Consider the following 26147-nt stretch of genomic DNA (forward strand, 5'->3'; position numbering starts at 1 on the left):
CGGCCATTGATCGCGCGTAATCGGATGAGCGGCGGCCTATACCTCACCCGACGGCGCCAAACAAGCGCAGCTAACGGATTCACACGCAACTCATGGCTTCTGATGCACAAGCCCGCTCCCGGGCGCCTCTGGGCGCGCTGAGACCGCTCGTCCCCTTCGCGATGCGCTACCGCGGCCGCGTCGCCGCGGCCCTCGTGGCCCTGGTGGCGGCGGCGGGCGCGACGCTCGTGGTGCCCATCGCCATCCGGCGGGTGATCGATCTCGGCTTCTCGCAGGAGGGCGCCGCCCTCATCGACGCCTATTTCGGGGCGCTGATCGGGGTGGTGGGCGTCCTGGCGCTGGCGAGCGCGGCCCGCTACTACTTCGTCGTGACGCTGGGCGAGCGGGTCATCGCTGACCTGCGCGCCGCCGTCTTCGCGCAGCTCACGCGCCTCGATCCCGCCTTCTTCGATGCGGCGCGCAGCGGCGAACTCGTCTCGCGCCTCACCGCGGACGCCGCGCAGGTGAAGTCGGTCTTCGGCGTCTCGCTGTCGATCCTGCTGCGCAACGCGGTCCTGTTCCTCGGCGCGGTCGGCATGATGGTCTGGACGAGCCCGCGGCTCTCGGTCCTCGTGCTCGCCGCCATCCCGGTCATCGTCTTCCCGCTGATCCTGTCGGGCCGGGGCGTGCGGCGCCGGTCCCGCGCCGCGCAGGACCGCCTCGCCGACGCCTCGGCCTACGCTACCGAGGCGGTGTCGGCGGTGCGCATCATGCAGGCCTTCGGCATGGGGCCGGCGACCGCCGCGCGCTTCGCCGCCGCCTCCGAGGACGCCTTCCTGGCCGCCCGCGCCTCGGCGCGCGCCCGCGCGCTGCTCACCGGCGTCGCGATCTTCCTCGTCTCGGCGAGCGTCGTGGGCGTGCTCTGGTACGGCGCGCAGGGCGTGACGCGGGGGACGATGTCGGCCGGCCAGCTCTCGCAATTCGTCCTCTACGCGGTCTTCGGCGCGAGCGCGCTCGGCCAGCTCTCCGAGGTCTACGGCGAATTGACCCTGGCGGCGGGCGCCGCGGAGCGGCTCGGGGAGATCCTGGGCACCGCCCCCTCCATCGCGGCGCCCGCCTCGCCCGCGCTCCTCCCGGAGCCGCCCCGCGGCGAGGTCGCCTTCGATCACGTGCGCTTCGCCTACCCGACCCGGCCGGAGCGCGTGGCGCTGCACGATCTCAGCTTCCGCGTCGCGCCGGGCGAGCGCGTCGCCCTGGTCGGGCCCTCGGGCGCGGGCAAGAGCACGGTCCTGCAGCTCCTGCTGCGCTTCTACGACCCTGAGGCCGGGGAGGTCCGGGTCGACGGCGTTCCGGTCTCGGCCGTCGATCCGGAGGCCCTGCGGGCCCGCCTGTCCCTGGTGCCGCAGGACCCCACGGTGTTCAGCGGCAGCGTCCTCGACAACATCCGCTACGGGCGGCCGGGGGCGGACGAGGAGGCGGTGCGGCGGGCGGCCGTCCAGGCCCACGCGGACGGCTTCATCCGGGCGCTGCCGCAGGGCTACGCGACCCTGGTGGGCGAACGCGGCGTGACGCTCTCGGGCGGGCAGCGGCAGCGCATCGCGATCGCCCGGGCGATCCTGAAGGATGCGCCGATCCTGCTGCTCGACGAGGCCACCTCCGCTCTCGACGCGGAGAGCGAGCGCGCCGTCCAGGCCGCCCTCGACGACCTGATGCGCGGGCGCACCACCCTGGTGATCGCCCACCGCCTCGCCACGATCCGGGCCGCGGACCGGATCCTGGTCCTCGACGAGGGCCGCGTGGTGGAGGAGGGGACGCACGAGGGCCTGCTCGCCCGCGGCGGCCTCTACGCGCAGCTCGCGGCGCTGCAGTTCGGCGATGCCGGCGGTGAGGCGCGGGCGCGGCTCGTCGCCGTCTGACGCCACCGCCACGGTGGACCGGGACGCGGCGCGTGCTTATCTTCCGCAGGCCACGAACCAACCCTCAACCGCCCGGGCCTTGAACCCGGTTGCTGGAGAGAACGGATGCCCACGAGTTTCAAGGTGATGTCGCTGACCGAGGCGGCCGCCGATCGCATCAAGCGGATCATCGCGACCGCGGAGCGGCCGATCGCCGGCGTTCGCGTCGGCGTGAAGAACGGCGGCTGCGCCGGGATGAGCTACACGATGGAATACGCCGAGGAGCGCCGCCCCGGCGAGGACGTGGTCGAGGATCGCGGCGTCGCGGTCTTCGTGGACCCGAAGGCGGTGCTGTTCCTGCTCGGGACCCAGATGGATTTCCAGACCACGAAGCTCGCCTCGCAATTCGTGTTCAACAATCCGAACCAGACCTCGGCCTGCGGCTGCGGCGAATCGGTCGCGATCACGCCGGTGAAGCCGGAGGCGCTGCAGCAGGCCGGCGTCTGAAGCGAACCCGCCCGCGGGGCATGGCCTTTGCGGTGAGATCAAGCGCCCGGTTTTGCGGATCGCGGCGCGGGAAACCGCTCTCTCCCGCGTGGGCTGCCGGCTGCGATACGCTTCGTAAGCGGATCGATACGCTTGGAGCGCGCAACGCTCCTGATGCTGAGCTGTCGCGCAGCGGCCTCGAAGCATCCCGGAACCGAGATCCATGTCAAGGCGCCTGGGATGCGCTGTTCTGGGGTGCTTCGAGGCTCCTTCGGAGCACCTCAGCATGAGGAGTGCTGCGTCTTCCAAATCCGTTCAGCAGGTGGGCAGGTAAAACAGGCTCTCAGAGTTCAATCCTGAGACCGAGCCACCCTGAGCCATCTTCGATCGCTTCGGTCCCTCTCTCACTCGGGCTGCCGTGTGCTATCCAGTTCATCGAACGACCACGGCTGGAGTGCGCGACAATCCTCATGCTGAGGTGCCGCGCAGCGGCCTCGAAGCAGCCCAGAAGGCTTATCCAAGAGAAAATGTGCCTTGGACCGAACGCGCCCCGCGCCCCGCAGTCGAGATGTCCGAACGCACTGAACCGGTGACCGTGCTCAGGCGACCTGCGTGAGATCCGGCATCCCGTCGTCGGTGACGACGCGGTTGCGACCGGCGCGCTTGGCCGCGAACATGCATTGATCGGCCCGTTCGAGGAGCGAGACCGCCGTGTCGTCCGGGCGGAGCGCCGCCACCCCGACCGAGACGGTGACGCGGCCGAGCGACTCGCCGGTCGACCGTTTCACGAGTTCCCGCCCCATCACGCTCGACCGGATGCGCTCCGCGAGATCCACCGCCACGGCGGTGCCGCCCCGCGGGACGATCACGCCGAATTCCTCGCCGCCGAACCGGGCGATCGTGACGCCGGAATCCACCATCTCGCGCATCGTCAGCGCCACGAGGCGCAGGACGCGGTCGCCCGTCAGGTGGCCGTACATGTCGTTGAAGCGCTTGAAATGGTCGATGTCGAGGATGATCAGGGAGGTCGGCTCCCCGGTCGCGGCGCCCGTGACGGCGTCGCGCAGGGCCTGCTCGAACAGCTTGCGGTTGCCGATGCCGGTGAGAGGATCGGTCAGCGACTCGACGCGGACCGCCTCCAGCGTCTCGTGCAGGGACTGGATCTCCTGCCGGCTCTCGCGCATCCGCGCCTCGAGGGTCCGGTTGTTGGCGGTCACGTCCCGCGTGGCCGCCACCAGGGACGACACCAGCTCCCTCAGGCGGCCGCGCGTGACCGTGGGCTCCACGATGTCCTTGCTGAAGGCCTGCAGCGAGGCGCCGTAGCGGGCCGTGGACCCGAGCGCCACGTCCAGGATCTCCAGAACCTGCTCCATCTCGCCGAGCAGCCCCGTGCCGGCGCGCTCCGTCTCCACCGTGTGGCGGCGGGAATCGATGTAGGTGTCGTAGAGCACGTCGATGGCGTCGTCGTGGAGCGCCCCGTGCTCGGTCGTCAGGCGCTTCACCGCCTCGTTCAGGAGGGGCTGGTGCCCCGACACGTAGGTGTACCAGACGGCGTAGCTGCGCGGGCAGGCCGAAGACCCGTAGGCCTTCATGAGCTCGATCGCCCTCTGGCCGACCGCGAAACTCCGGTCCGTGTCGGCTCGGGACACGTCGTGCATCCGCCTTCTCCGTGCACCACCGGACCCCGAAGTCCGATCGCTGTCCCGGGTCTACCGGATTCGAGTGGAGAAGGCGTTAAAGCAGGGCGGCGCAGCCGGGAAATCCGTCTCGACTTTCGGGCTACTCGCGATCCTTCGATTTCTTCAGGACAACCGGGCGTAGAAGAAAGGCCGGAACATGCGAGCCGAGACCGATCTCGGCCTCCGGCATCGCGTCATCGTCGCGTCGGCGCGACGCCGCGGTCCGGGACCTTTCCTCGCGGCGCGGCGCCTTGGGCGCTTCCGCGACCCGCTCCTCCGTGCGGGGCGGCCGCGGGCTGCGCTCGGTCCGCTCGGTGGGGCCGCGCCGTCCCCGCTCGCCGCGCTTCGAGCGGCCGTCGCGCTCCCGGACGCGACGCTCGCGGGGCTCGCCCTCCTCCTCCGCGGGAAGGGCGGCGAGATCACCGTCCGCCCAGGGGATCGGCTGGCCGATCAGGTTCTCGATCGCCGCCAGGGATTTCTCGTCGCCGCGGGCGACCAGCGTGAAGGCGTTGCCGCTGCGGCCGGCGCGGCCGGTCCGGCCGATCCGGTGCACGTAATCCTCGGCGTGGTGCGGCACGTCGAAGTTGAAGACGTGGCTCACCGCCGGGATATCGAGGCCGCGGGCCGCCACGTCGCTCGCCACCAGCAGCGGCACCTCGCCCGACCGGAAGGCGTCCAGGGCCGCCATGCGGGCGCGCTGATCCATGTCGCCGTGCAGGGCGGCGACGTTGAAGCCGTGGCTGGCGAGCGAGCGCTGCAATTGGGCGACGTCGCGCTTGCGGTTGCAGAAGATGATGCCGTTGCGCAGTTCCTGCGCGGTGTGGATCAGCCCGCGCAGGGTCTTGCGCTTCTGGTGGCCCTCGCCGCCCGTCGCCACCAGCCGCTGCTCGATGGTCGAGGCCGTGGAGGCCGGGCGCGCCACCTCGATCCGCACCGGGTTGTGCAGGAAGTCGTCCGCCAGCCGCTGGATCTCGGGCGGCATCGTGGCGGAGAAGAACAGGGTCTGCCGCGTGAACGGCACCAGCTTCACGATCCGCTCGATGTCGGGGATGAAGCCCATGTCGAGCATCCGGTCGGCCTCGTCGATGACGAGAAGCTCGACCCCGGTCAGCAGCAGCTTGCCGCGCTCGAAATGGTCGAGCAGGCGGCCGGGCGTGGCGATCAGCACGTCGACGCCGCGGGTGATCTTGGCGTCCTGGTCCGCGAAGGAGACGCCGCCGATCAGCAGGGCGACGTTGAGCTTGTGGTTGGTGCCGTAGCGCTCGAAATTCTCCACGACCTGCGCGGCGAGTTCGCGCGTCGGTTCGAGGATCAGCGTGCGCGGCATGCGCGCGCGGGCGCGCCCCTGCTCCAGGAGCGTCAGCATCGGCAGCGTGAAGGCGGCCGTCTTCCCGGTGCCGGTCTGGGCGACGCCGAGAACGTCGCGGCGGGCGAGCACGTGCGGGATCGCCTGGGCCTGGATCGGCGTCGGCGTGGTGTAGCCGGCCGCGGACACCGCCTGCAGGACTTTTTCGCTCAGACCGAGTTCGGCAAATGACATCAGGAGTGAGAACCGTTGCGCGCGGGCCGGGCTACCGGCGCGGGGAATGTCCGTCGCGGCAACGGCCCGGACGAAAGGAAGTTTCGCGCCCGCTCCACGCCCGAGACGAGTGCGGGCGAGCCTGCCATTGCTGCGGCGCGGGTGATCGCGCCGGCCGGTCGGACACGCCCGATGGAACCGGCTTTGTCAAGGGGCCGAGTTGCCACAATCCCCGTGCGGGCTCAGCGCCCGCCCGCCACCGCGCAGGGATCGAGCCGGAGATCGGCCTTGAGCCCGAAGGACCCGGTTGTCTCCGGATCCGCCGGCAGGGCGGCCGTGGCCACCCGGCCCGCGCCGGGGCGGGTGCGGGCGGCCATGAAGTGGGCGGCGGTCACCGAGAGGATCGTGATCACCAGCGCGGCCCTGCCGGTCTGCATCAGCAAGGCGTGGCGCGGCGCGCCGCCGGCTGTCCGCGCGGGTTCGGTCGAGAAGGATCCGGCGGTCACGGGGAGATGCGCGTCGGGGCGGGTCTGAACGGGTTCGGTCGCCATGGGCTCGGCATTCGCTCGAAGACATCACGATCATCAAGGCTTAAGGTTAATTCAGAGTAATCGAGGTCATCGCGTTTCGCGCTGATCGCCCAACCGGTGCTTCACCTTTTGTTGAGGGGTCGAGGGCTATTCCCGACACACGTTGCGGAACAGCGACGGACCGGACGTGAGGCCGGTAACGGACACCGCGCCGGCACTCGCCAATAGGACCATGCGTATGAAGAAGATCCTCCTCTCCACCGTGGCCCTCGCGGGCCTGACCGCCGCCGCCTCGGCGGCCGATCTGCCGCGCCGCGCGGCCCCGCCGCCGGTCTTCACCCCGGTGCCGGTCTTCACCTGGACCGGCTTCTACGCCGGGTTCAACGCCGGCTACGGCTTCGGCACGGGCAGCAACAAGAATGCGACCGTGCTCGGCGTCGATCCCCGCACCGGCCTCGTGCCGAACGGCACCACGGCGGTGGTCGGCTTCTCGAACAACAGCCGCAGCACCGACGGCTTCGTCGGCGGCGGCCAGGTCGGCTACAACTACCAGTTCACGCCGGGCTCGGGCGTCGTGGTCGGCATTGAGGCGGACGCCCAGTACGCCGATTTCGGCCGTGACCGGAACCGCTTCACGGTTGTGAACAGCGCCGCTCCGAACACCGTTCTGGTCGGCACCGGCCTGGCCGCCCAGCAGGTGTTCAACCCGAACGGCCTGTCGGGTCTCGACTACTTCGGCACGGTGCGCGGCCGTCTCGGCTACGCCTTCGACCGCACCCTCGTGTACGCCACCGGCGGCTTCGCCTACGGCGGCGGCGGCGGGTCGAACTTCGGCCTGGCCAACCGCGACGACTTCCAGACCGGCTGGACCGCCGGCGGCGGCGTCGAGTACGCCCTGCCCACCGACTCGTTCCTGAACTTCTTCAAGTCGAACGCGGTGACGCTGAAGGTCGAAGGCCTCTACGTGAACCTCGATCGCGGCAACGGCCTCAACGGGGCCTTCGCGGTCAACAATGCCGGTACGCTCATCACCACGGCCAGCCCGGGCGTGGTCGTGGTCAACGGCCTGCAGCGCCGCAACACCGAGTTCGCGGTGGTGCGCGCCGGCCTGAACTATAAGTTCGGCACCTACTAGGCTTCGGCCGAACACTCCCCGATCAGGACGAAGAGCCCGGCCGACAGGCCGGGCTCTTTCGTTGCAGCGTCGCGTCGCCGCGCCGGGAGGGGAGGGTGCCCGCCCCCTACTCGATGCCGAGCTTGGCCTTCAGCAGCGCGTTGACGGCGGCGGGGTTGGCCTTGCCGCCCGTCGCCTTCATGGTCTGGCCGACGAACCAGCCCAGCAGGGTCGGCTTGGCCTTGGCCTGCTCGACCTTGTCGGGGTTGGCCGCGATGATCTGGTCGACCGCCGCCTCGATCGCGCCCGTATCGGTCACCTGCTTGAGGCCGCGGCTCTCGACGATCTGGCGCGGATCGCCGCCCTCGCTCCAGACGATCTCGAACAGGTCCTTGGCGATCTTGCCCGAGATGGTGCCGTCGCCGATCAGGTCGATGATCGCGCCGAGCTGCGCGGCCGAGACCGGCGAGTCCTCGATGCCGTGCCCCTCCTTGTTGAGGCGGCCGAACAGCTCGTTGATCACCCAGTTCGCCGCGGCCTTGCCGTCGCGGCCCTTGGCCACCGCCTCGAAGTAGTCGGCGGCCGCGCGCTCGGCCACCAGCACCGTGGCGTCGTAGGCCGAGAGCCCGTAATCGGCGACGAAGCGCGCCTTCTTCGCGTCGGGTAGTTCCGGCAGCCCGGCCGCGAGCCCGTCGATGAAGGCCTGGTCGATCTCCAGCGGCAGCAGATCCGGATCCGGGAAGTAGCGGTAATCGTGCGCCTCCTCCTTGGAGCGCATCGAGCGCGTCTCATTCCGGTTGGGATCGTAGAGCCTGGTCTCCTGGTCGATCCGGCCGCCATCCTCCAGGATGGCGATCTGGCGGCGGGCCTCGACCTCGACCGCCTGGCCGATGAAGCGGATCGAGTTGACGTTCTTGATCTCACAGCGGGTGCCGAGGGGCTCGCCGGGCCGGCGCACCGACACGTTCACGTCGGCGCGCAGGTTCCCCTTCTCCATGTCGCCGTCGCAGGTGCCGAGGTAGCGCAGGATCGTGCGCAGCTTCGTCACGTAGGCCTTGGCCTCCTCGGACGAGCGCAGGTCGGGCTTCGACACGATCTCCATCAGCGCCACGCCCGACCGGTTGAGGTCGACGAAGCTGAGGCTCGGGTGCTGGTCGTGCAGGGACTTGCCCGCATCCTGCTCCAGGTGCAGGCGCTCGATCCCGACCCGGATCGTCTCGCCGTCGGGCAGGTCGACCAGCACCTCGCCCTCGCCGACGATCGGGCTCTTGTACTGGCTGATCTGGTAGCCCTGGGGCAGGTCCGGGTAGAAGTAGTTCTTGCGGTCGAATACCGAGCGGTGGTGGATCTCGGCCTTGAGCCCGAGCCCGGTGCGCACCGCCTGCGCCACGCATTCGCGGTTGATGACCGGCAGCATGCCGGGCATCGCGGCGTCGACGAGCGAGACGTTGTCGTTCGGCTCCGATCCGAAGGTGGTCGAGGCCCCGGAGAACAGCTTCGCCCGGCTCGTCACCTGGGCGTGGATCTCCATGCCGACGATCACCTCCCAGTCGCCCAAGGCGCCCTTGATCAGCTTCTTGGGGTTCACGGGAGCGTTCATGACGAAGAATCTCCGAGTCTCGCGCGGCTCCCCCTCTCCCGTACGGGAGAGGGGCAGGGGTGAGGGTCCCGGACCCTTCCGGATGGGGCTCTCCGCGTCGTGCTGGCAGCGGGACGGTTCAGACATCTTGCTGAACCACCTGGACCCTCACCCCTACCCCTCTCCCGCACGGGAGAGGGGATCCCGCGCCTAGTAAGGAGGGGTGGTCTGCCCGGTCAAGCGCGTCAGGTCCGACGCGCCGCGACCCGCCGCGCCGCGTAGGCGAGGAGCGCCCACAGGAAGGCCGCCGCTGTGCGCACGGGGAAGAAGGTCGGCAGGTCGTGTCCGATCGGCGCCGGCCACGGGATCCCGATCCCGGTGATCGCCCAGGACACCAGAACCGACACCGCCAGCGCCACGATGGCGACGATGAACAGCTTGCCGAACTGGTCCGCCTTCCAGCCGAGATAGAGCGCGAGCCCGATCAGGACCGGGTCGAGCCCGGCCATCAGCCAGACCGCAGGCGGGTAGTAGGGGACCGTCACCCGCTTACGCCCACCAGCGCGGCGGCAGCTGGACCCGGCCCGCGGCCTCCTCCAGCACCTGGCCGGCCGCGAACAGGGTCTCCTCGTCGAACGGCCGGCCGATCAGCTGGAGGCCGAGGGGCAGGCCCTGCCCGTCGAGCCCCGCCGGCACCGCGATGCCCGGGAGCCCGGCCATGTTCACCGTCACGGTGAAGACGTCGTTGAGGTACATCTCGACCGGGTCGGCATTCTGCTTCTCGCCGATGCCGAAGGCCGCCGACGGGGTGGCGGGGGTCAGGATCGCGTCGACCCCGTCCGCGTAGACGGTCTCGAAGTCCCGCTTGATCAGGGTGCGGATCTTCTGGGCGCGCACGTAGTAGGCGTCGTAGTAGCCCGCCGAGAGCACGTAGGTGCCGATCATGATGCGGCGCTTGACCTCGCGGCCGAAGCCCGCCGCGCGGGTCTGCTCGTACATCCCGACGATGTCCTTCGCCTCGACGCGCAGCCCGTAGCGGACGCCGTCGTAGCGGGCGAGGTTCGAGGAGGCCTCGGCCGGGGCCACGATGTAGTAGGCCGGCAGGGCGTATCGCGTGTGCGGCAGCGAGACCTCGACGATCCGGGCGCCGGCCGCGCGCAGCCACTCGGCCCCCTGCTGCCAGAGCCGCTCGATCTCGGCCGGCATCCCGTCGACGCGGTACTCCTTGGGGATGCCGATCGTCAGGCCCTTCACCCCGCGCGAGACCGCCGCCTCGTAATCCGGCACGGGCCGGTCCACGCTCGTCGTGTCCTTGGGATCGTGGCCCGCCATCGAGGCGAGCAGGATCGCGCTGTCGCGCACCGTGCGGGCGATCGGCCCGGCCTGATCGAGGGAGGAGGCGAAGGCGACGATGCCCCAGCGCGAGCAGCGCCCGTAGGTCGGCTTGATGCCGACCGTGCCGGTGAAGGCCGCGGGCTGGCGGATCGAGCCGCCGGTATCGGTGGCGGTGGCCCCGAGGCAGAGCCGCGCCGCGACCGCCGCCGCCGAGCCGCCCGAGGAGCCGCCCGGCACCAGCTTGGCGTCCGAGCCGCGCCGCCGCCAGGGTGAGACGACCGGGCCGTAGGCGCTGGTCTCGTTGGACGACCCCATGGCGAACTCGTCGAGGTTCAGCTTGCCCAGCATCACGGCGCCGTCGCGCCAGAGGTTGTGGCTGACCGTCGACTCGTAGTGCGGCCGGAAGCCTTCGAGTATTTTCGAGCCCGCGGTCGTCGGCACGTCGTGGGTGCAGAACAGGTCCTTGATGCCGAGCGGCAGCCCTTCGAGCGGGCGCGCCTCGCCGGCGGCGATCTTGCGGTCCGCCACCTCCGCCATGGCGAGCGCCCGGTCGGGCGTCTCGATCAGGTAGGCGTTGAGCGCGCGCGCCTTCTCGACCGCGTCGAGATGCGCCTGCGCGATCTCGCGGGCGGAGAAGCGCTTCTGGCGCAGCCCGTCGCGGGCCTCCGCCAGGGTGAGGTCGGTCAGGTCTGCCGGAATCGTGCTCACGTCGAAAATCCTCGCCGCCCGCGGGCGCTGCCGGCCGCTACTCGACGACCTTCGGGACCAGGAAGTAGTTGTCCTCGGTCAGGGGCGCGTTGAAGACGATCTCGCGGGCGTAACCGCCGTCGGTGACCACGTCCTCGCGGCTCTTCATCGCCATCGGGGTGACCGAGGTCATCGGCTCGACGCCCGAGACGTCGACGCTGCCGAGTTGCTCCACGAAGGCCAGGATGGCGTTGAGCTCGTCCTGGAGCGGCGGCACCTCCGCGTCGCTCACCGCGATGCGCGCCAGATGCGCGATGCGCCGAACCGTCTGCGCGTCGACCGACATGAAACCCCGCTGCGCGTGGAGGAACCGGCCCGTCCGGCCGCTCGCCGGGCGCTATAGCACCGGCTTTCGCGCCGTCGCAACGGCAGGGGATCAGGGCGCGGGGCGCAACCGCGCGCCGGGCTCCAGAAGCAGCGGGGCGTGGTGGTGGCCCGTATGGGCGGCGACGAGCGTGCCGCTCAGCCGCACCCGCTGTCCGGCCGGGCGGGGGATGGCAGGGGGCAGCGCCGGAACCTGCACGCGGCGGAGAGCGTCGAGCGGCGCCGCGCCGGGATCGGCAGGATCGCCCCCGGTCGTGCAGACCGGCCGCGAGAGGATCAGGATCGGGACGCGCTCGGGTTCGTCCCCCGCCGCGACGCTCTCGTCATTCGGCCGGCCCGGACATGTCCGCCAGACGAGACGGCCCTCGACCGCGACCGGATGCTCGTAGCCCAGGTATGCGGCATCGGCCCCCCCCGCGCCGAGGAGGCAGCAGGCCGCGGCGATCGGGAACGCTCCGCCGCGAAGGGTCAGCACCGAGCCGGCAGAGTCGGTATCGGGGCCGCGCGCACGGCGATCTTCCGGTCGGGCCGGCCGGGATCCTCGATCAGGACGGCGGGCTCGCGAAAGGTCTGGCGGGCCCGGGCGGATCCGGCGAGCAGCACCTCGGCGGCGAGCGCGAGCATCAACTTGTGGCGCCGCGGCATGCCGCGCCGCGCGGGCTTCGGTGGCGCCTGTCGTGGCGGATGCGGCGGCCGGACGGCATCGCGCTGCGCGCCGCCGGTCGCGATGCCGATCAACGCGATGAAGGGGATGCGCAGACGGCGCGGCGCGGGGGAAGACACCCGGTTCGCCGGGCGCGGCGGAATGGGGGTGGGCGCCAGGGAGACGATCGCGCCGTGGGGAACGCGGGTGCGTCCGCGGGCGGCGCCGGGCGCTTTCGCGAAGCGGCCGATCGCCCGCGGGAGCCGCCCGCGCAGCGGGGCGAGTGTCCCGTCGATGTCCAGACTCTGCCACGCCGCGGGGTTACGCCCGGATGTCTCCGGCGGGACGGACAGCGACGTTGCCAGGGAGAAGGGGAGCACGGGGCGGCCTCGGTCCTGTCAGGGTAAACACCGAGTTAACGCTCCGCATTCGTCCTGGCCACGTCAACCTTCCGTTAACCTTAAGAGGGGCGGCGGTTGTGCACGACTGGCCCGCGGGGTCGCCGCTGACGCCTGGCGACAGGAGCGCGGCACCGGGACCCGGCGTCGGGTACCGCCCCGCGCCGGGCCCCTGACGTTTCCGCCGGTTCAGAGACCAGGCGGGATCCCCGCCGCCGGATGCGCCCCTAGCCAATCGTCACCGGCACGCCCTTGTGGGGGACCACCACCTGCACGCCGCTGCCGTCGAGGGCCGCCACGAAGGCGTCGGCGGTCGGCGCGATGATCGGGAAGGAGCCGTAGTGGCAGGGGATCACCGCCCGCGGGGCGAAGAACTTCCGCACGGCGAGCGAGGCGGTCTCCGCGCCCATGGTGAAGCGATCGCCGATCGGCACGATCAGGATGTCCGGGCGGTAGATCTCCTGGATCAGAGCCATGTCGCCGAAGATGTCGGTGTCGCCCATGTGGTAGACGGTCGGCTCGCCGGGCGCCCGCACGATCACGCCGTTGGGCAGGCCGAGCGGAACGGTGACGCCGGCCTCGCTCATTCCGGCCGAGTGGTCGGCGCGGACCAGCGTCACCCGGAACGCGCCCTGGTCGGTGGTGCCGCCCGTGTTCATGGGATCGAACTGCGTGAGCCCCTTCGAGGCGAGCCACATGCAGAGGTCGTAGTTCGTCACCACCTTGGCGCCGGTCTCGCCGGCGATGGCGAGGGTGTCGCCGACATGATCGCCGTGGCCGTGGGTGATCAGGATGTGGGTGGCGCCCTCGGTTGCCTTGGCGCGGGCGTCGTCCCCGCCCTCGAAGGCCGGGTTGCCGGTGAAGAACGGATCGATCAGGACGTGGCTGTCGCCGAAATCGAGGCGGAAGGCCGAGTGGCCGAACCAGGTGATGCGCATGAGGAGGTCTCCCGGATGGACGCCCCGTACTTAAAGCCCCGGCGGCGCCCGTGAACCGGGAGCGTTTCGCGGAATTCGCCGAATCCTCGCGGGCGGGCGGCGCGCGCCTGCTCGGCCTCGACCTCGGCACCAAGACGATCGGGATCGCGCTCTCGGATGTGGGCCGGCGCATCGCCTCGCCGCTGGAGACGATCCGGCGGGTCAAGTTCACGCCCGACGCGCAGCGCCTCGCGGCGCTCGCCGCCGCGCACCGGGTCGGCGGGCTCGTGATCGGCCTGCCGCTCAACATGGACGGCAGCGAGGGTCCCCGGGTGCAATCGACCCGCGCCTTCGTGCGCAACCTCGCGCCGATCCTGCCCCTGCCGGTGCTGCTCTTCGACGAGCGCCTCTCCACCGCCGCTGTCACCCGTACGCTGCTGGAGGCCGACGCCTCTCGGGCGCGCCGGAGCGAACTCGTGGACAAGCTCGCGGCCGCCTACATCCTGCAAGGATGCCTGGACGTGCTGGCGGGGCTGGAGGAGGAGGATGAGGATCCTTCCTCATCGTGAGCGGCGCCGCCTCGGGGTGCCGAGCGCCGGTCGGGCCCGTGTTGTTCACCGGCGAGGCGAAGCCGGGCGGATCGCACTGGGAGCCCCGCGCTCGCACTGCGCCGGCCCGGACCCCGGCTAGCGCCGCGACACCGTCCCGCCCGGATGCCGCAGCACCCGTCCGTCGAGCTCGAGTTCCAGCATCAGGCTCTGGATGATGCGCGCCGGCAATCCGGCCTGACGGGCCAGACTGTCGATGCCGATCGGGGCCGGCCCCAGCAGATCGAGGAGTCGGTCGCGCTCGTCGGGCGCCCGCCCGGCCGGCTCCGGGCCGCTCTCCGGCGCCTCGTAGGTGGTCGCCGGCTCGGCGGCTTCGAGGAGGGGCTCGAAGAAGTCGGTCTCGTCCCAGTAGAGGGCCGGTTCCGGCGGGCGCTCGCCGTCCTCGGCGCCCCCGGGCGCCTTGCCGCCGGAGACGAGGGGCGCCAGCACCGAGAGCACGTGATCCGGGTCGCCGCAGAGCGTCGCGCCCTGGCGGATGAGGTCGTTGGTGCCCTCCGCCCGCGGATCCAGCGGCGAGCCCGGCACCGCGAAGACCTCGCGGCCCTGCTCCAGGGCGAAGCGGGCCGTGATCAGCGAGCCCGAGCGGCGCGCCGCCTCCACCACCACCGTCCCCAGGCAGAGCCCCGAGATGATGCGGTTGCGGCGGGGGAAGTCGCGCCCGCGCGGCTCCCAGCCGAGCGGCATCTCGGCGACGAGCGCGCCGCCCTGGTCGAGGATGCGCTTGGCCAGGTCCTCGTGCTCGGCCGGGTAGATGCGGTCGTGGCCGCCCGCCAGAACCGCGATCGTCCCGGAGAAGAGGGCGGCGACGTGGGCGCGCGCGTCGATGCCGCGGGCGAGGCCGGACACGACCACGATCCCCTCGGCCCCGAAGGCGTGGGCGAGGCGCTCGGCGAAGGCCATGCCCACCGCCGAGGCGTTGCGGGACCCGACCAGGGCGACGCAGGGACGGGCGAGGATCGCGGCCTCGCCCCGCACCGCGAGGAGCGGCGGGGCGTCGTCGGTGGCGCGCAGCGGAGCCGGATAGGCCTCCTCGCCGAGCGCCACGAAGCGCACTCCGAGCCGCGCCGCGTCGGCGATCTCGCGCTCCGCCTCCGCCCGGCTGATGATCCGCATCGGCTTGCCGCGGCGGCGGGCGAGGTCGGGCAGCGCCTCCAAGGCCGGCCCCGCCCCGCCGAAGCGGTTCACGAGTCCTCGGAACGTCCGCGGCCCGATTCCCTCGGACCGGATCAGCCGCAGCCAGTCGAGACGCTGAGCGTCGGTGAGGTTCACGCGCGGGTCCCCCTGCGGAAGGCCGGGAGATCGCTCTCAGCCCTTCTGTCCGATGCGCCCCTCGGTCCCCGCCATCAGGCGCCGGATATTGGGCATGTGCTTCCACCATAGCAGGAGCGTCAGCACCACGAACAGCAGGGCGGGGCGGCTCTCGCCCTGCGCCCAGAGGACGAGGGGGGTCGCCGCGCTCGCCGCGAGCGCCGCGGCGGAGGAGTAGCGCAGCAGGAACGCGAGCCCGAGCCAGACGAATGCGAAGGCCAGCACCGTGAGAGGGGCCAGGGCCAGCAGCACGCCGATGAAGGTCGCCACACCCTTGCCGCCCTTGAAGCCGAGCCAGACCGGGAACAGGTGGCCCAGGAAGGCCCCGAGCCCGGCGGCGAGGGCCGCCTCCGGCCCGAGCAGGCGGGCGGCGATGAGCACCGCGGCCGTGCCCTTGAGCGCGTCGCCGAGGAGCGTCGCGGCGGCCAGACCCTTGCGGCCGGTGCGCAGGACGTTGGTGGCGCCGATATTGCCCGAGCCGATCGCCCGCACGTCGCCGAGCCCGGCGAATCGGGTGAGGATCAGCCCGAAGGGGATCGCGCCGAGGAGGTAGCCGAGGGTGAGGGCGGCGAGGAGCGGCCAGAGGGGCGTCGTCATCAACGGCCGGCCTCGTGCCGGAAGGCGGTCCGGCCGCCCACGAGCGTGAGCAGGGCCCGGCCCTGCAGCCGCGCCTCGTCGAAGGGCGAGTTCTTCGAGCGCGACTTCAGCAGGCGCTTGTCGAGCACGTAGGGCTCGTCGGGATCGAACAGGACGAGGTCGGCCGGCGCCCCCTTCTCCAGGCGGCCGCCCGCGCGGCCGAGGAGCCGCGCCGGGGCGCCCGAGAGGGCGTCGATCAGGCGGGCGAGCGGCACCTCGCCCGCGTGGACGAGGCGCAGCGCCGCGGCGAGCAGGGTCTCGATCCCGAGCGCCCCGTCGGCCGCCTCCGCGAAAGGCAGGCGCTTCGTCTCCACGTCCTGCGGGTTGTGGTCGGAGACCACCACGTCGACGATCCCCTCCGCGAGGGCCGCCACCATCGCGAGCCTGTCCTCCTCGGTCCGGAGCGGCGGCGAGAGCTTGCAGAAGGTGCGGTAGTGGCCGATGTCGTTCTCGTTGAGGACGAGGTTGTTGATCGACACCCCGCAGGTGACCGGCAGCCCGGCCTCCTTGGCCCGCCGCACGATCTCGACCGAATCGGCGCAGGAGATCATGGCCGCGTGGTAGCGGGCCTTGGTCAGGCGCACGAGGCGGAGATCCCGCTCCAGCAGGATGGTTTCCGCCTCGCGCGGGATGCCGTGCAGGCCGAGGCGGGAGGCCATCTCGCCCTCGTTCATCACCCCGTCGCCGACGAGGTCGGGCTCCTCGACATGCTGCATCAGCAGCGCGCCGAAATCGCGGGCGTAGGTGAGGGCGCGGCGCATCACCTGGGCGTTGGTGACCGCCCGCAGCCCGTCCGTGAAGGCGACCGCGCCGGCCTCGGTGAGGAGACCGAACTCGGTCATCTCGCGGCCCGCGAGGTGCTTGGTGATCGCGGCCGCCGGCAGGACGTTGACGCTCGCGGTGTCGCGCGCCCGGCGCAGGACGAAGTCCACGATGGCCGGCTCGTCGATCACCGGGTTGGTGTCCGGCATGCAGACGAGGGTGGTGACGCCGCCCGCCGCCGCCGCTGCGCTGGCGGTGGCGAGCGTCTCGCGGTGTTCCGCGCCCGGCTCGCCCACGAAGGCGCGCAGGTCCGTGAGGCCCGGCGCCAGGACGTGGCCGCCGCCATCGATCACCTCGGCACCCTCCGGCGCGGGCGGGGCGGCGCCCCAATGGACGTCGGCGACGAGGCCGTCGCGGATCAGGACGGCGCCGAGCCCTTCGCGGCCGCTGGCGGGGTCGAGGAGGCGGGCGTTGGTGAGAAGGCGTGCGGTCATGAAGTCCTGTGGACCGGTATCATCCGGGATCGAGCGCAGCGGAGAGGGGTCAGGTTGTCGCCTTTTCCAGGAGCGCTTCGCGGATGAAGCGCTGGCGCGACAGCCCGCGCCGGGCGGCCGCGCTGTCGATCGCCGTGAGGGCGGCTTCGTCCAGGAGAGACTCTTCCGCGACCGAGACCACGACGGCCGCGTGGCCCGCGGACAGAGCTTCGGCCACCTCCGGATCGTCCCGCAACACATCGAGGCTCCGGGCGGCGGGGGGATCCCGGTCATCCTCGACCAGACCCTCGAGCCACAACCGGAGGGCTTCCGGCGCCTGTTCCAAGGCCGCTTCGGCGGTGTCGGCCGCCGTGGTGCAGCCCACGAGATCGGGGAACCAGAGACCCCACAGCGTGCCGGGCTCCTTCTCCAGAATGCCGATATAGCGGACCATCACCTGGCTCCTCACCTGATCCACCCGGCGGCTCGGGCGATGCTGCGGGCCGTTCCGACGGGGATCTCGCCGCGTCCACGCGAGACCGGAATGTGGCCCGGCTTCACGGGATGCTTGTAGACGTCGTGCCGCCCCGCAGCCTTGGCGATCTGCCAACCCTCTCGCTCCAGCCGCCGTCGGATCGTCTGGAGATCAAGCTCGAAATCCCGCGGCGGCATGTCAAGCGTTCGGCAGGTGCGTCGCCAGCGCCTCCAGCACCGCCATGCGCACCGCCACGCCCATCTCTACCTGCTCCTTGATCAGCGACTGCGCCCCGTCCGCCACCTCGGAGGAGATCTCGACGCCGCGGTTCATCGGCCCGGGATGCATCACCAGCGCGTCGGGCTCGGCGACGGAGAGCTTGTCGCCGTCGAGGCCGAAGTACCGGAAATACTCCTTCACCGACGGGACGAAGGAGCCGTTCATGCGCTCGCGCTGCAGGCGCAGCATCATGACGATGTCGGCGCCCGCGAGCCCCCGGCGCATGTCCGTGAACACCTCCACGCCCATCCGCCCGATCCCCGGCGGCAGCAGCGTCGAGGGGCCGATCACCCGCACCCGGGCGCCGAGCGCCTGCAGCAGGATGATGTTCGAGCGCGCCACCCGCGAATGCAGGACGTCGCCGCAGATCGCCACCGTCAGCCCCTCGATCCGCCCCTTGTTGCGGCGGATGGTCAGCGCGTCGAGAAGCGCCTGGGTCGGGTGCTCGTGGGCGCCGTCGCCCGCGTTCACCACCGCGCAATCGACCTTGCGCGCGAGGAGGTGCACCGCCCCGGCCTGGTGGTGGCGCACCACGATGATGTCCGGCCGCATGGCATTGAGAGTCGCGGCGGTGTCGATCAGCGTCTCGCCCTTCTTCACGGACGAGGAGGCGACCGACATGTTCATCACGTCGGCGCCCAGCCGCTTGCCGGCGAGCTCGAAGGAGGATTGGGTGCGCGTCGATGGCTCGAAGAACAGGTTGATCTGGGTGCGGCCGCGCAGAGTGGTGCGCTTCTTCTCGACCTGCCGGCTGATCTCCACCGCCTCGTCGGCGCGGTCGAGGAGCGCGACGATGTCGAGGGGGCTGAGGCCCTCGATGCCGAGCAGGTGACGGTGCGGGAAGCCCGGGCGGGTCGGCTGCGTGCTCATGCTGGGCCAGAGGCTATAGGAGGAGGCCGGGGGGGCCGCAAGCCGAGCCGGCGCCGCCGTCCCGCCATTTGACAAGCGGCCCCCGTTCACCCACTTCTCGGGCCCGAGGCGCCTCCCGCAAGCGCCGCGCGTCCGCCACATCGAGAAAGACCGCAGCGGTCTGCTTGGGAAGAGGCAAGCCGTTCATGAAAGTCGTCGTCGTCGAGTCGCCGGCCAAGGCCAAGACGATCAACAAGTATCTCGGACGCGACTACGAGGTTCTGGCGTCGTTCGGGCACGTGCGCGACCTGCCCGCCAAGGACGGATCCGTCGATCCCGAGCAGGACTTCAAGATGCTCTGGGAGCTGGAGGATCGCGGGGCGAAGCGCGTCGCCGACATCGCCCGCGCCGTGAAGGGCGCCGAGCGGCTCATCCTCGCCACCGACCCGGATCGCGAGGGAGAGGCGATCTCCTGGCACGTGCTGGAGGCGCTGCAGGCCAAGCGCGTGCTCAAGGACGTGGCGGTCGAGCGCGTCACCTTCAACGCCATCACCAAGGACGCCGTCCAGACCGCGATGGCGAATCCGCGCCAGATCGACCAGGCGCTGGTCGATGCCTACCTGGCGCGGCGGGCGCTCGACTACCTCGTGGGCTTCAACCTGTCGCCGGTGCTGTGGCGCAAGCTCCCGGGCGCCCGCTCGGCGGGCCGGGTGCAGTCGGTGGCGCTCCGGCTCGTCTGCGACCGCGAGGCGGAGATCGAGGCGTTCCGGCCCCGCGAGTACTGGTCCCTGGTCGCGACCCTCGCCACCGCCAAGGGCGCGGTCTTCGAGGCGCGGCTCGTGGGCGCGGACGGCAAGCGCATCCAGCGGCTCGACGTCGGCACCGCCGAGGAGGCGGAGGCCTTCCGGCGCGACCTCGAACTCGCCACCTTCGCGGTCGCTTCCGTCGAGGCCAAGCCCGCCAAGCGCCACCCGCAGCCGCCCTTCACCACCTCGACCCTGCAGCAGGAGGCCTCGCGCAAGCTCGGCCTCGCCCCGGCCCAGACCATGCGCATCGCGCAGCGGCTCTACGAGGGCGTCGAGATCGGCGGCGAGACGGTCGGCCTCATCACCTACATGCGGACCGACGGCGTCGACATGGCGCCCGAGGCCATCGCCGACGCCCGCCGGGTCATCGGCGCCGAGTTCGGGGATGCCTACCTGCCCGGCGCGCCGCGCCGCTACAGCGTGAAGGCCAAGAACGCCCAGGAGGCCCACGAGGCCGTGCGCCCGACCGATCTCGGCCGGCTGCCGAAGGACGTCGTCCGCTTCCTGGAGCCCGAGCAGGCCAAGCTCTACGAGCTGATCTGGACCCGCACCATCGCGAGCCAGATGGAATCGGCGGAGCTGGAGCGCACCACCGTCGACATCGCCGCCCAGGTCGGCCCCCGCCGGATCGACCTCCGGGCGACCGGGCAGGTGGTGAAGTTCGACGGTTTCCTCACCCTCTACCAAGAGGGGAAGGACGACGAGGAGGACGAGGAGAGCCGGCGCCTGCCCCCGATGGCGGCGGGCGATCCCCTGCGGCGCGAGCGCATCGCGGCGACCCAGCACTTCACCGAGCCGCCGCCGCGCTACTCCGAGGCGAGCCTCGTCAAGCGGATGGAGGAACTCGGCATCGGCCGGCCCTCTACCTACGCCGCTGTGCTGCAGGTGCTGCGCGATCGCGAATACGTCAAGATCGACAAGAAGCGGCTGGTGCCGGAGGACAAGGGCCGGCTGGTCACCGGCTTCCTGGAGAGCTTCTTCCGCCGCTACGTCGAGTACGACTTCACGGCCGACCTCGAGGAGCAGCTCGACCGGATCTCCAACGCCGAGATCGACTGGCGCGAGGTGCTGCGCGATTTCTGGCGCGACTTCTCGGCGGCGATCGCCGGGACCAAGGAGCTGCGCACCGCCGAGGTGCTGGAGGCGCTGAACCAGCTCCTCGGGCCGCACATCTTCCCGCCTCGCCCGGGCGGGGCGAATCCGCGGGCCTGCCCGACCTGCGGGAGCGGGACGCTGTCGCTAAAGCTCGGCAAGTTCGGCGCCTTCGTGGGCTGCTCGAACTACCCCGAGTGCAAGTACACGCGCCAGCTCGCCGCTTCGAGCATCGACGGGGACGGGGAGGGGAGTTCCGGCGAGGGCGGCCAGCCGGGGGTGCGGGTGCTGGGCGAGGATCCGGCGACGGGCCTGCCCGTGACCCTGCGCGACGGACGCTTCGGCCCCTTCGTGCAGCGCGGCGAGGCCTCGGCCGAGAAGGACGCCGAGAAGCCCAAGCGCTCCTCGCTGCCGAAGGGGCTCAGCCCCTCGGACGTGACGCTGGAGATCGCGCTGAAGCTCCTGGCGCTTCCCCGCGAGGTCGCCCGCCACCCCGAGACCGGCGAGCCGATCCTCGCCAATCTCGGCCGCTTCGGGCCCTACGTGCAGCACGGGAAGACCTACGCCAATCTCGGCAAGGACGATGACCTCCTGGAGATCGGCGCCAACCGCGCGATCGACCTCATCGTCGCCAAGGAGCAGGGCGGGGGCCGGCCGGCGGCCGATCCGGGCCGCGTCATCGGCAACGATCCCGAGGGCCGGGCCGTGACCGTGAAGGCGGGGCGATACGGCCCCTACGTGACGGACGGCGAGGTCAACGCCACGCTTCCGAAAGGCGCGGACAAGGACGCGCTGACGCTGGAGGAGGGCCTGCGTCTGATCGCGGCGCGGCGCGAGGCGGGCGGGGGGAGCAAGAAGAAGCCGGCCGGGCGCGCGCGCACCGTGCGGAAGACCGAGGCGGCGGCCAAGCCGGCGGCGAAGAAGGCCGCGACCAAGAAGGCGCCCGCGCGCAAGAAAGCCGCGGCGGCCGAGTAGCGGCTCAGAACGCCCAGGCCAGGGTGGCGGCGAAGACCACCGCCACGGCGGCCCCCGTCGCCGTCGCGGCGACGCGGGAGACGGAGGCGTGGGTCGCCATGGCGGCCTCGTCGAGGCAACCGAAGGCATGGCCGGCGGCGCGCTCGGCGCGCGCGAGGGCGGTGTGACGCGCGTGGCGGGTGGCGGCCGTCATCGGGGGGACCTCCTCGGGTCGGATGGGGTCAGCGTGGCCGTAACGCGTTGAAACTCTCTTTGTTCCCGCCGGGAGAACAGGGTTGAAGCAATCTTAAGGGTAACCGTTTACCAAGCCGCCCCGGGGTGGGGACGTGCCGCGCGCCCCCGCCTCGCCGCCAACCCGTGTTTGGACCCTTTCTGTTTCCGGTTTGTTCCGGTATAGGGAGAGGATGAGTGCCAATGCTGCCAGAGCCGTCCCCCCGTCGCGGAGCCGTCGCGTGAGCGACCCCGCGCGCGACCTGTTCGGCCCGGGCGCCAAGCCGGCGCCCGCCGAGTCCGATGCCGCGGCGCGTCGCCCGAAGCCCGTGGCCGTGCCGCAATCCGCTGCGCAGGCGGCGGAGGCCGGCTACGACGCCTCCACCATCGAGGTGCTGGAGGGTCTGGAGCCGGTGCGGCGCCGGCCCGGCATGTATATCGGCGGCACCGACGAGAAGGCCCTGCACCACCTCTTCGCGGAGGTGATCGACAATTCCATGGACGAGGCGGTGGCGGGCCACGCCAGCTTCATCGAGGTGGAACTGGAGGAGGGCGGGATCCTCACCGTGACCGATAACGGCCGCGGCATCCCGGTCGACCCGCATCCGAAATTCCCGGGCAAGTCGGCCCTCGAAGTGATCATGACCACCCTGCACGCGGGCGGCAAGTTCGACTCGAAGGTCTACGAGACCTCGGGCGGCCTGCACGGCGTGGGCGTCTCGGTGGTGAACGCGCTGTCCGACCTGCTGGAGGTCGAGGTCGCCCGCAACCAGACCCTGTACCGCCAGACCTTCTCGCGGGGCGCGCCGCAGGGCGGCGTCGAGCAGGTCGGGCGGGTGCAGAACCGGCGCGGCACGCGGGTGCGCTTCCATCCCGACCCGCAGATCTTCGGGGCGCTCGCCTTCGATCCGCGGCGCCTGTTCAAGATGGCACGCTCGAAGGCCTACCTGTTCGGCGGCGTCGAGATCCGTTGGCGCTGCGCGCCCGCGCTGCTCGAGGGCGTCGAGAACGTCCCGGCCGAGGCGGTGCACCGCTTCCCGGCGGGCCTCAAGGACTACCTGGCGCGGGAGATCGACGGCAAGGAGCTCGTCACCGACGCGCTGTTCACGGGCAAGATCACCAAGCCCGGCAGCCACGGCTCGCTGGAATGGGCGGTGGCGTGGCTCGCCAACGACGACGGCTTCTCCTCCTCCTACTGCAACACGGTGCCGACGCCCGAGGGCGGCACGCATGAGAGCGGGCTGCGCGTGGCGCTGCTGCGGGGCCTGCGCGACCACGCCGAGCGCGTCGGCCAGGTCAAGCGCATGCAGGCGGTGACGACCGACGACGTGATGGCGACCTGCGCGGCGATGCTGTCGGTCTTCATCCGCGAGCCGGAATTCCAGGGCCAGACCAAGGACAAGCTCGCCACGCTCGAAGCCTCCCGCATCGTCGAGGCGGCGGTGCGCGACGCCTTCGACCACTGGCTCGCGGCCTCGCCGAGCCAGGCGAACAAACTCCTCGACTGGGTCATCGACCGGGCCGAGGAGCGCCTGCGCCGCCGCCAGGAGAAGGAGGTCGCCCGCAAGACCGCGACCCGCAAGCTGCGGCTGCCCGGCAAGCTCGCCGATTGCTCGAAGGCGGGGGCGGCGGGCTCCGAGATCTTCATCGTCGAGGGCGATTCGGCGGGCGGATCGGCCAAGCAGGCGCGCGACCGCGCCACGCAGGCGGTGCTGCCCCTGCGCGGCAAGATCCTGAACGTCGCCTCGGCGAGCCGCGACAAGCTCGGGGCGAACCAGCTCCTGTCCGATCTGACGCAGGCCCTCGGCGCGGGCACGGGCGCCCATTACCGCGAGGACGACCTTCGCTACGAGAAGGTCATCATCATGACGGATGCCGACGTGGACGGCGCCCACATCGCCTCGCTGCTGATCACCTTCTTCTACCGGCAAATGCCGCGGCTGATCGAGCGCGGGCACCTCTACCTGGCAGTGCCGCCGCTCTATCGGCTGAGCCAGGGCGCCAAGATCGCTTACGCCCGCGACGACCGCCACAAGGAGCAGCTGATCAAGAGCGTGTTCAAGAACGGCAAGGTCGAGATCGGGCGCTTCAAGGGCCTGGGCGAGATGATGCCGGGCCAGCTCAAGGAGACGACGATGGACCCGACCAAGCGCACGCTGCTGCGCGTCGCGGTCCTGGACGAGGCGCGCGAGGCGACGGGCGACGCGGTGGAGCGGCTGATGGGCAACAAGCCCGAGGCCCGCTTCGCCTTCATCTCCGAGCGCGCGGCCTTCGCGGACGAGGCGGAGCTGGATATTTGAAAACGTTAAGAACGTCCGGGACTTCGGCGGTTTTAGCGCCGGAACCCCTCTCCCGTGCGGGAGAGGGGCAGGGGTGAGGGTCCAGGTGGTTCAGCAAGAAGACTGGACCTTCCCGCCGTAAGCACTGCCGCTTCAGACAGATTGCGGAAAGGTCCGGGACCCTCACCCCTACCCCTCTCCCGCACGGGAGAGGGGATCCCGCGCCGTCATCGGCGGGCGCAGGCGCTACATTCAAAGCGGAAGCGGCGAAGATGGGCATCCCTGTCGTGAGCCGCGCGCGCGAAGCCGTGGGCTCGGGCCCGGGGCGCCGCTTCCACCCGTCATCCGCGTGTGGTCGCTACGCGCCGGACCGGACACCATCCGGCGCGATCGTCGCGGCTCGCCTCGTGGGTGGCGTCATGCCTCCCTCCGCGTCCTCGGATCGGCCTGCCGCCCGGCGGGATCTGACCGCTCAGAACGGCCCGAAGCAACGCGAGCGTGATCTCGTCACCCCGGAAGGTCAAGGGAGATTCGGCCGCCGATCGGCTGCTACACTCCGCCGACGGACGGCTCGACCCGTCCGCGTCGACTGGAGGAGACGCCGATGAACAAGCCCGAGATCCGGGTCGCGACTTTCGCGGGGCCGGGCGCGAGCCCGGAGATCCGCACGGTTCCGTGGCCCGCCGTGCCGCGCAAGGCCGCGCTGATCAAGATCGGCGCCTGCGGCGTCTGCGGCACCGACCAGCACATCCTGAAGGGCCACTGGCCCAAACCCCTGCCCTGGCCCTTCACGCTGGGCCACGAGATCGGCGGCGTCATCGTCGAGAAGGGCGAGGAGTTCACCGCCGACTTCATGGAGAAGCCGCTTCAGGTCGGCTCCAAGGTGATGATCCCGCCGCTGATGCCCTGCGGCCATTGCTACTACTGCGTTCATTATCCGGAGCAGGCCAACAAGTGCCTGACGCCGGTCTATTACGGGCGCTATCTCGGCTTCGACAAGGCGCCGCACCTGTGGGGCGGCTGGGCCGAGTACGTCTACGTCGACCTCGACATGCTGCCCGGCACCAAGGTCTACAAGCTCCCCGACGACATGAACCTGCGGCTGGGGGCGCTGTCCGAGCCGCTGACCTCCTGCATCCGGGCCTTCAACCGCGCCACCCGGGCGGGCGGGTTCCGCTGGGGCGACACCGTGGTGATCCAGGGCTCGGGACCGATCGGCATCCTGGCGGTCGCGGCCGCGCAGGAAATGGGGGCCGGGCGGGTGATCTGCGTCGGCGCGCCCGAGGAGCCGCGCCTCGCGCTCGCCCGCCGCTTCGGCGCCGAGGCCACGGTCGACATCACCGAGGTCACCACGCCCGAGGCCCGCATCGCCCGGGTGCGCGAGATCGTGGGCGGCTTCGGGGCCGACCTCGTGATGGATTGCTCCGGCCATCCGACGGCCGGACCGGAGGGCATCGAGTTCCTGCGCGACGGCGGCACCTACGTGGAGATGGGTCAGTTCACGGATGCGGGCTCCATCCAGACCTCCTGGCACCGGATCTGCGCCAAGGACCTGAACGTGCTGGGCTCCTGGGCCTTCACCGGCAACGACCTGCCGCTCGGCGTCGACATGCTCTACCGGGCCCGGGACAAGTATCCCTGGCTCGAGATGCAGACCCTCTACCCGTTCACGCAGGAGGGCGTCGCCTCGGCCGTCGCGGACGCGATGGCGATGAGGACGGTGAAGTCCACCATCATCCCGTTCCCCGAACTCGTGGCCTGATGTATCGGCAGCAATGCCAGCATCATGCGGCCGGGTCGCCCCGAGAAGGGGCGGCCCGCGGGATGGAGGAGGAGACGAGAGTGGTGTTTCGCGCAACCATCGCGCTGCTGGCGCTGACGATGCCCGTCCTCGCCCAGACGAAGGCCGATCCGGCCGGCACGTGGCTGACGGCGGGCGGCGACGCCCAGATCCGCTTCGCCCGCTGCGGCCAGGGCTATTGCGGCACGGTGGCGAAGGTGCTCAAGGGCGAGGCCAAGGACGTGCACAACCCCGATCCGGCGCTGCGCGAGCGCAGCATCGTCGGGGTGGCGCTCACCAGCGACATGCACCCGACCCAGGAGGGCTGGGAGGGCTCCCTCTACAATTTCCGGGACGGGAAGACCTATACGGGCAAGCTCGCCATGAAGGGCCGCGATTCCCTCGAACTCTCGGGCTGCGTGCTCGGCGGCCTGTTCTGCAAGCGCCAGATCTGGTCGCGGGTGAACTGA

25 protein-coding genes are annotated in these 26147 nt (G+C 71.1%); 8 read left to right on the plus strand and 17 right to left on the minus strand.

The annotated features are described in order from the left end of the window. Window positions 1–92 precede the first annotated feature (92 nt). Together ACW9J6_RS02330 and ACW9J6_RS02335 are read left to right on the plus strand one after the other, a co-directional pair. The gene (locus ACW9J6_RS02330; RefSeq protein ID WP_457114817.1) at window positions 93–1895 is read left to right on the plus strand and encodes an ABC transporter transmembrane domain-containing protein; all 1803 of its coding nucleotides are present in this window, start codon (window positions 93–95) and stop codon (window positions 1893–1895) included. Window positions 1896–2000: 105 nt separating this feature from the next. Beyond that, window positions 2001–2381 carry a HesB/IscA family protein gene (locus ACW9J6_RS02335; protein WP_457114818.1) on the plus strand — a complete coding sequence of 127 codons (381 nt, stop codon included), beginning with the start codon at window positions 2001–2003 and terminating at the stop codon, window positions 2379–2381. Between the two features lie 578 nt (window positions 2382–2959). On the opposite strand, the gene ACW9J6_RS02340 is transcribed toward ACW9J6_RS02335, so the two are convergent. The 3 genes from ACW9J6_RS02340 to ACW9J6_RS02350 all read right to left on the minus strand — a co-directional run bounded on the left by ACW9J6_RS02340 (window position 2960) and on the right by ACW9J6_RS02350 (window position 6109). Beyond that, window positions 2960–4018, minus strand: coding sequence for a GGDEF domain-containing protein (locus tag ACW9J6_RS02340; protein WP_457114819.1), 1059 nt, complete (start codon window positions 4016–4018; stop codon window positions 2960–2962). A 121-nt stretch (window positions 4019–4139) separates the two neighbouring features. After that, window positions 4140–5579 (minus strand): DEAD/DEAH box helicase, encoded by a 1440-nt coding sequence (locus ACW9J6_RS02345; RefSeq protein WP_457114820.1) that lies wholly within the window; start codon window positions 5577–5579, stop codon window positions 4140–4142. A gap of 221 nt (window positions 5580–5800) precedes the next feature. Then, window positions 5801–6109, minus strand: coding sequence for a hypothetical protein (locus ACW9J6_RS02350; protein ID WP_457114821.1), 309 nt, complete (start codon window positions 6107–6109; stop codon window positions 5801–5803). Window positions 6110–6326: 217 nt separating this feature from the next. On the opposite strand from ACW9J6_RS02350, the gene ACW9J6_RS02355 reads away from it, so the two are divergent. Next, window positions 6327–7223 carry an outer membrane protein gene (locus tag ACW9J6_RS02355; protein WP_457114822.1) on the plus strand — a complete coding sequence of 299 codons (897 nt, stop codon included), beginning with the start codon at window positions 6327–6329 and terminating at the stop codon, window positions 7221–7223. Between the two features lie 106 nt (window positions 7224–7329). Here the strand turns inward: ACW9J6_RS02355 and gatB are convergent, their stop codons facing one another. From gatB to ACW9J6_RS02390, 7 genes are all read right to left on the minus strand, one after another. Further along, entirely contained in the window at window positions 7330–8802 is a 1473-nt protein-coding gene (gene gatB, locus ACW9J6_RS02360; RefSeq protein WP_457114823.1) for an Asp-tRNA(Asn)/Glu-tRNA(Gln) amidotransferase subunit GatB, read from the minus strand. A 224-nt stretch (window positions 8803–9026) separates the two neighbouring features. Further along, on the minus strand, window positions 9027–9326 hold the full coding sequence (locus tag ACW9J6_RS02365) for a hypothetical protein (RefSeq protein WP_457114824.1): 300 nt from the start codon (window positions 9324–9326) through the stop codon (window positions 9027–9029). A gap of 4 nt (window positions 9327–9330) precedes the next feature. After that, complete coding sequence (gene gatA, locus ACW9J6_RS02370) at window positions 9331–10824, minus strand: Asp-tRNA(Asn)/Glu-tRNA(Gln) amidotransferase subunit GatA (protein WP_457114825.1); 1494 nt, start codon at window positions 10822–10824, stop codon at window positions 9331–9333. A 37-nt stretch (window positions 10825–10861) separates the two neighbouring features. Continuing rightward, a complete protein-coding gene (gene gatC, locus ACW9J6_RS02375; protein ID WP_457114826.1) occupies window positions 10862–11149 on the minus strand; it encodes an Asp-tRNA(Asn)/Glu-tRNA(Gln) amidotransferase subunit GatC in 288 nt (95 codons plus the stop codon). A gap of 90 nt (window positions 11150–11239) precedes the next feature. Next, a complete protein-coding gene (locus ACW9J6_RS02380) occupies window positions 11240–11662 on the minus strand; it encodes a DUF4431 domain-containing protein (protein WP_457114827.1) in 423 nt (140 codons plus the stop codon). Further along, a complete protein-coding gene (locus ACW9J6_RS02385; RefSeq protein ID WP_457114828.1) occupies window positions 11656–12210 on the minus strand; it encodes a hypothetical protein in 555 nt (184 codons plus the stop codon). Before ACW9J6_RS02385 ends, ACW9J6_RS02380 begins: the two co-directional genes overlap by 7 nt. Window positions 12211–12455: 245 nt before the next feature. After that, window positions 12456–13166: a metal-dependent hydrolase gene (locus ACW9J6_RS02390; RefSeq protein ID WP_457114829.1), complete on the minus strand. Its 711-nt coding sequence runs from the start codon at window positions 13164–13166 to the stop codon at window positions 12456–12458. A gap of 50 nt (window positions 13167–13216) precedes the next feature. Between ACW9J6_RS02390 and ruvX the strand changes: the two genes are divergently transcribed. Then, window positions 13217–13714 (plus strand): Holliday junction resolvase RuvX, encoded by a 498-nt coding sequence (gene ruvX / locus ACW9J6_RS02395; protein WP_457114830.1) that lies wholly within the window; start codon window positions 13217–13219, stop codon window positions 13712–13714. A gap of 117 nt (window positions 13715–13831) precedes the next feature. Here the strand turns inward: ruvX and dprA are convergent, their stop codons facing one another. The 6 genes from dprA to ACW9J6_RS02425 are packed head-to-tail and all read right to left on the minus strand — an operon-like array spanning window position 13832 to window position 18556. Beyond that, on the minus strand, window positions 13832–15022 hold the full coding sequence (gene dprA / locus ACW9J6_RS02400; protein WP_457114831.1) for a DNA-processing protein DprA: 1191 nt from the start codon (window positions 15020–15022) through the stop codon (window positions 13832–13834). Between the two features lie 36 nt (window positions 15023–15058). Next, complete coding sequence (plsY, locus tag ACW9J6_RS02405) at window positions 15059–15658, minus strand: glycerol-3-phosphate 1-O-acyltransferase PlsY (RefSeq protein WP_457114832.1); 600 nt, start codon at window positions 15656–15658, stop codon at window positions 15059–15061. Continuing rightward, complete coding sequence (locus tag ACW9J6_RS02410; RefSeq protein WP_457114833.1) at window positions 15658–16953, minus strand: dihydroorotase; 1296 nt, start codon at window positions 16951–16953, stop codon at window positions 15658–15660. The genes plsY and ACW9J6_RS02410 overlap by 1 nt, the downstream gene beginning before the upstream one ends. 49 nt (window positions 16954–17002) lie before the next feature. Further along, window positions 17003–17386: a type II toxin-antitoxin system HicB family antitoxin gene (locus ACW9J6_RS02415; protein WP_457114834.1), complete on the minus strand. Its 384-nt coding sequence runs from the start codon at window positions 17384–17386 to the stop codon at window positions 17003–17005. A gap of 11 nt (window positions 17387–17397) precedes the next feature. Beyond that, a complete protein-coding gene (locus tag ACW9J6_RS02420; protein WP_457114835.1) occupies window positions 17398–17604 on the minus strand; it encodes a type II toxin-antitoxin system HicA family toxin in 207 nt (68 codons plus the stop codon). A 1-nt stretch (window position 17605) separates the two neighbouring features. Further along, window positions 17606–18556 (minus strand): aspartate carbamoyltransferase catalytic subunit, encoded by a 951-nt coding sequence (locus ACW9J6_RS02425; RefSeq protein ID WP_457114836.1) that lies wholly within the window; start codon window positions 18554–18556, stop codon window positions 17606–17608. 185 nt (window positions 18557–18741) lie between these two features. On the opposite strand from ACW9J6_RS02425, the gene topA reads away from it, so the two are divergent. Continuing rightward, window positions 18742–21408, plus strand: a complete 2667-nt coding sequence (topA, locus tag ACW9J6_RS02430; protein ID WP_457114837.1) for a type I DNA topoisomerase — start codon at window positions 18742–18744, stop codon at window positions 21406–21408. 4 nt (window positions 21409–21412) lie between these two features. On the opposite strand, the gene ACW9J6_RS02435 is transcribed toward topA, so the two are convergent. After that, window positions 21413–21601, minus strand: a complete 189-nt coding sequence (locus ACW9J6_RS02435; protein WP_457114838.1) for a hypothetical protein — start codon at window positions 21599–21601, stop codon at window positions 21413–21415. A gap of 259 nt (window positions 21602–21860) precedes the next feature. Here ACW9J6_RS02435 and parE point away from each other — a divergent pair, with 259 nt between their 5' ends. The 3 genes from parE (at window position 21861) to ACW9J6_RS02450 (ending at window position 26147) form a co-directional block, all read left to right on the plus strand. Beyond that, entirely contained in the window at window positions 21861–23918 is a 2058-nt protein-coding gene (parE, locus tag ACW9J6_RS02440; RefSeq protein ID WP_457114839.1) for a DNA topoisomerase IV subunit B, read from the plus strand. A 583-nt stretch (window positions 23919–24501) separates the two neighbouring features. Beyond that, a complete protein-coding gene (locus ACW9J6_RS02445; protein ID WP_457114840.1) occupies window positions 24502–25659 on the plus strand; it encodes a zinc-binding dehydrogenase in 1158 nt (385 codons plus the stop codon). Between the two features lie 80 nt (window positions 25660–25739). Continuing rightward, window positions 25740–26147, plus strand: a complete 408-nt coding sequence (locus ACW9J6_RS02450; protein ID WP_457114841.1) for a DUF2147 domain-containing protein — start codon at window positions 25740–25742, stop codon at window positions 26145–26147.

This window comes from Methylobacterium sp. JK268 (assembly GCF_054052225.1).

Coding starts and splice junctions, on each gene's coding strand:
- gatB (WP_457114823.1), bottom strand. CDS start 8,802: ATGAACGCTCCCGTGAACCCCAAGAAGCTGATCAAGGGCGCCTTGGGC.
- ACW9J6_RS02425 (WP_457114836.1), bottom strand. CDS start 18,556: ATGAGCACGCAGCCGACCCGCCCGGGCTTCCCGCACCGTCACCTGCTC.
- ACW9J6_RS02445 (WP_457114840.1), top strand. CDS start 24,502: ATGAACAAGCCCGAGATCCGGGTCGCGACTTTCGCGGGGCCGGGCGCG.
- ACW9J6_RS02345 (WP_457114820.1), bottom strand. CDS start 5,579: ATGTCATTTGCCGAACTCGGTCTGAGCGAAAAAGTCCTGCAGGCGGTG.
- ACW9J6_RS02410 (WP_457114833.1), bottom strand. CDS start 16,953: ATGACCGCACGCCTTCTCACCAACGCCCGCCTCCTCGACCCCGCCAGC.
- ACW9J6_RS02350 (WP_457114821.1), bottom strand. CDS start 6,109: ATGGCGACCGAACCCGTTCAGACCCGCCCCGACGCGCATCTCCCCGTG.
- ACW9J6_RS02420 (WP_457114835.1), bottom strand. CDS start 17,604: ATGCCGCCGCGGGATTTCGAGCTTGATCTCCAGACGATCCGACGGCGG.
- gatC (WP_457114826.1), bottom strand. CDS start 11,149: ATGTCGGTCGACGCGCAGACGGTTCGGCGCATCGCGCATCTGGCGCGC.
- plsY (WP_457114832.1), bottom strand. CDS start 15,658: ATGACGACGCCCCTCTGGCCGCTCCTCGCCGCCCTCACCCTCGGCTAC.
- ACW9J6_RS02415 (WP_457114834.1), bottom strand. CDS start 17,386: ATGGTCCGCTATATCGGCATTCTGGAGAAGGAGCCCGGCACGCTGTGG.
- ACW9J6_RS02390 (WP_457114829.1), bottom strand. CDS start 13,166: ATGCGCATCACCTGGTTCGGCCACTCGGCCTTCCGCCTCGATTTCGGC.
- ACW9J6_RS02335 (WP_457114818.1), top strand. CDS start 2,001: ATGCCCACGAGTTTCAAGGTGATGTCGCTGACCGAGGCGGCCGCCGAT.
- ACW9J6_RS02435 (WP_457114838.1), bottom strand. CDS start 21,601: ATGACGGCCGCCACCCGCCACGCGCGTCACACCGCCCTCGCGCGCGCC.
- ACW9J6_RS02330 (WP_457114817.1), top strand. CDS start 93: ATGGCTTCTGATGCACAAGCCCGCTCCCGGGCGCCTCTGGGCGCGCTG.
- topA (WP_457114837.1), top strand. CDS start 18,742: ATGAAAGTCGTCGTCGTCGAGTCGCCGGCCAAGGCCAAGACGATCAAC.
- ACW9J6_RS02355 (WP_457114822.1), top strand. CDS start 6,327: ATGAAGAAGATCCTCCTCTCCACCGTGGCCCTCGCGGGCCTGACCGCC.
- ACW9J6_RS02340 (WP_457114819.1), bottom strand. CDS start 4,018: ATGCACGACGTGTCCCGAGCCGACACGGACCGGAGTTTCGCGGTCGGC.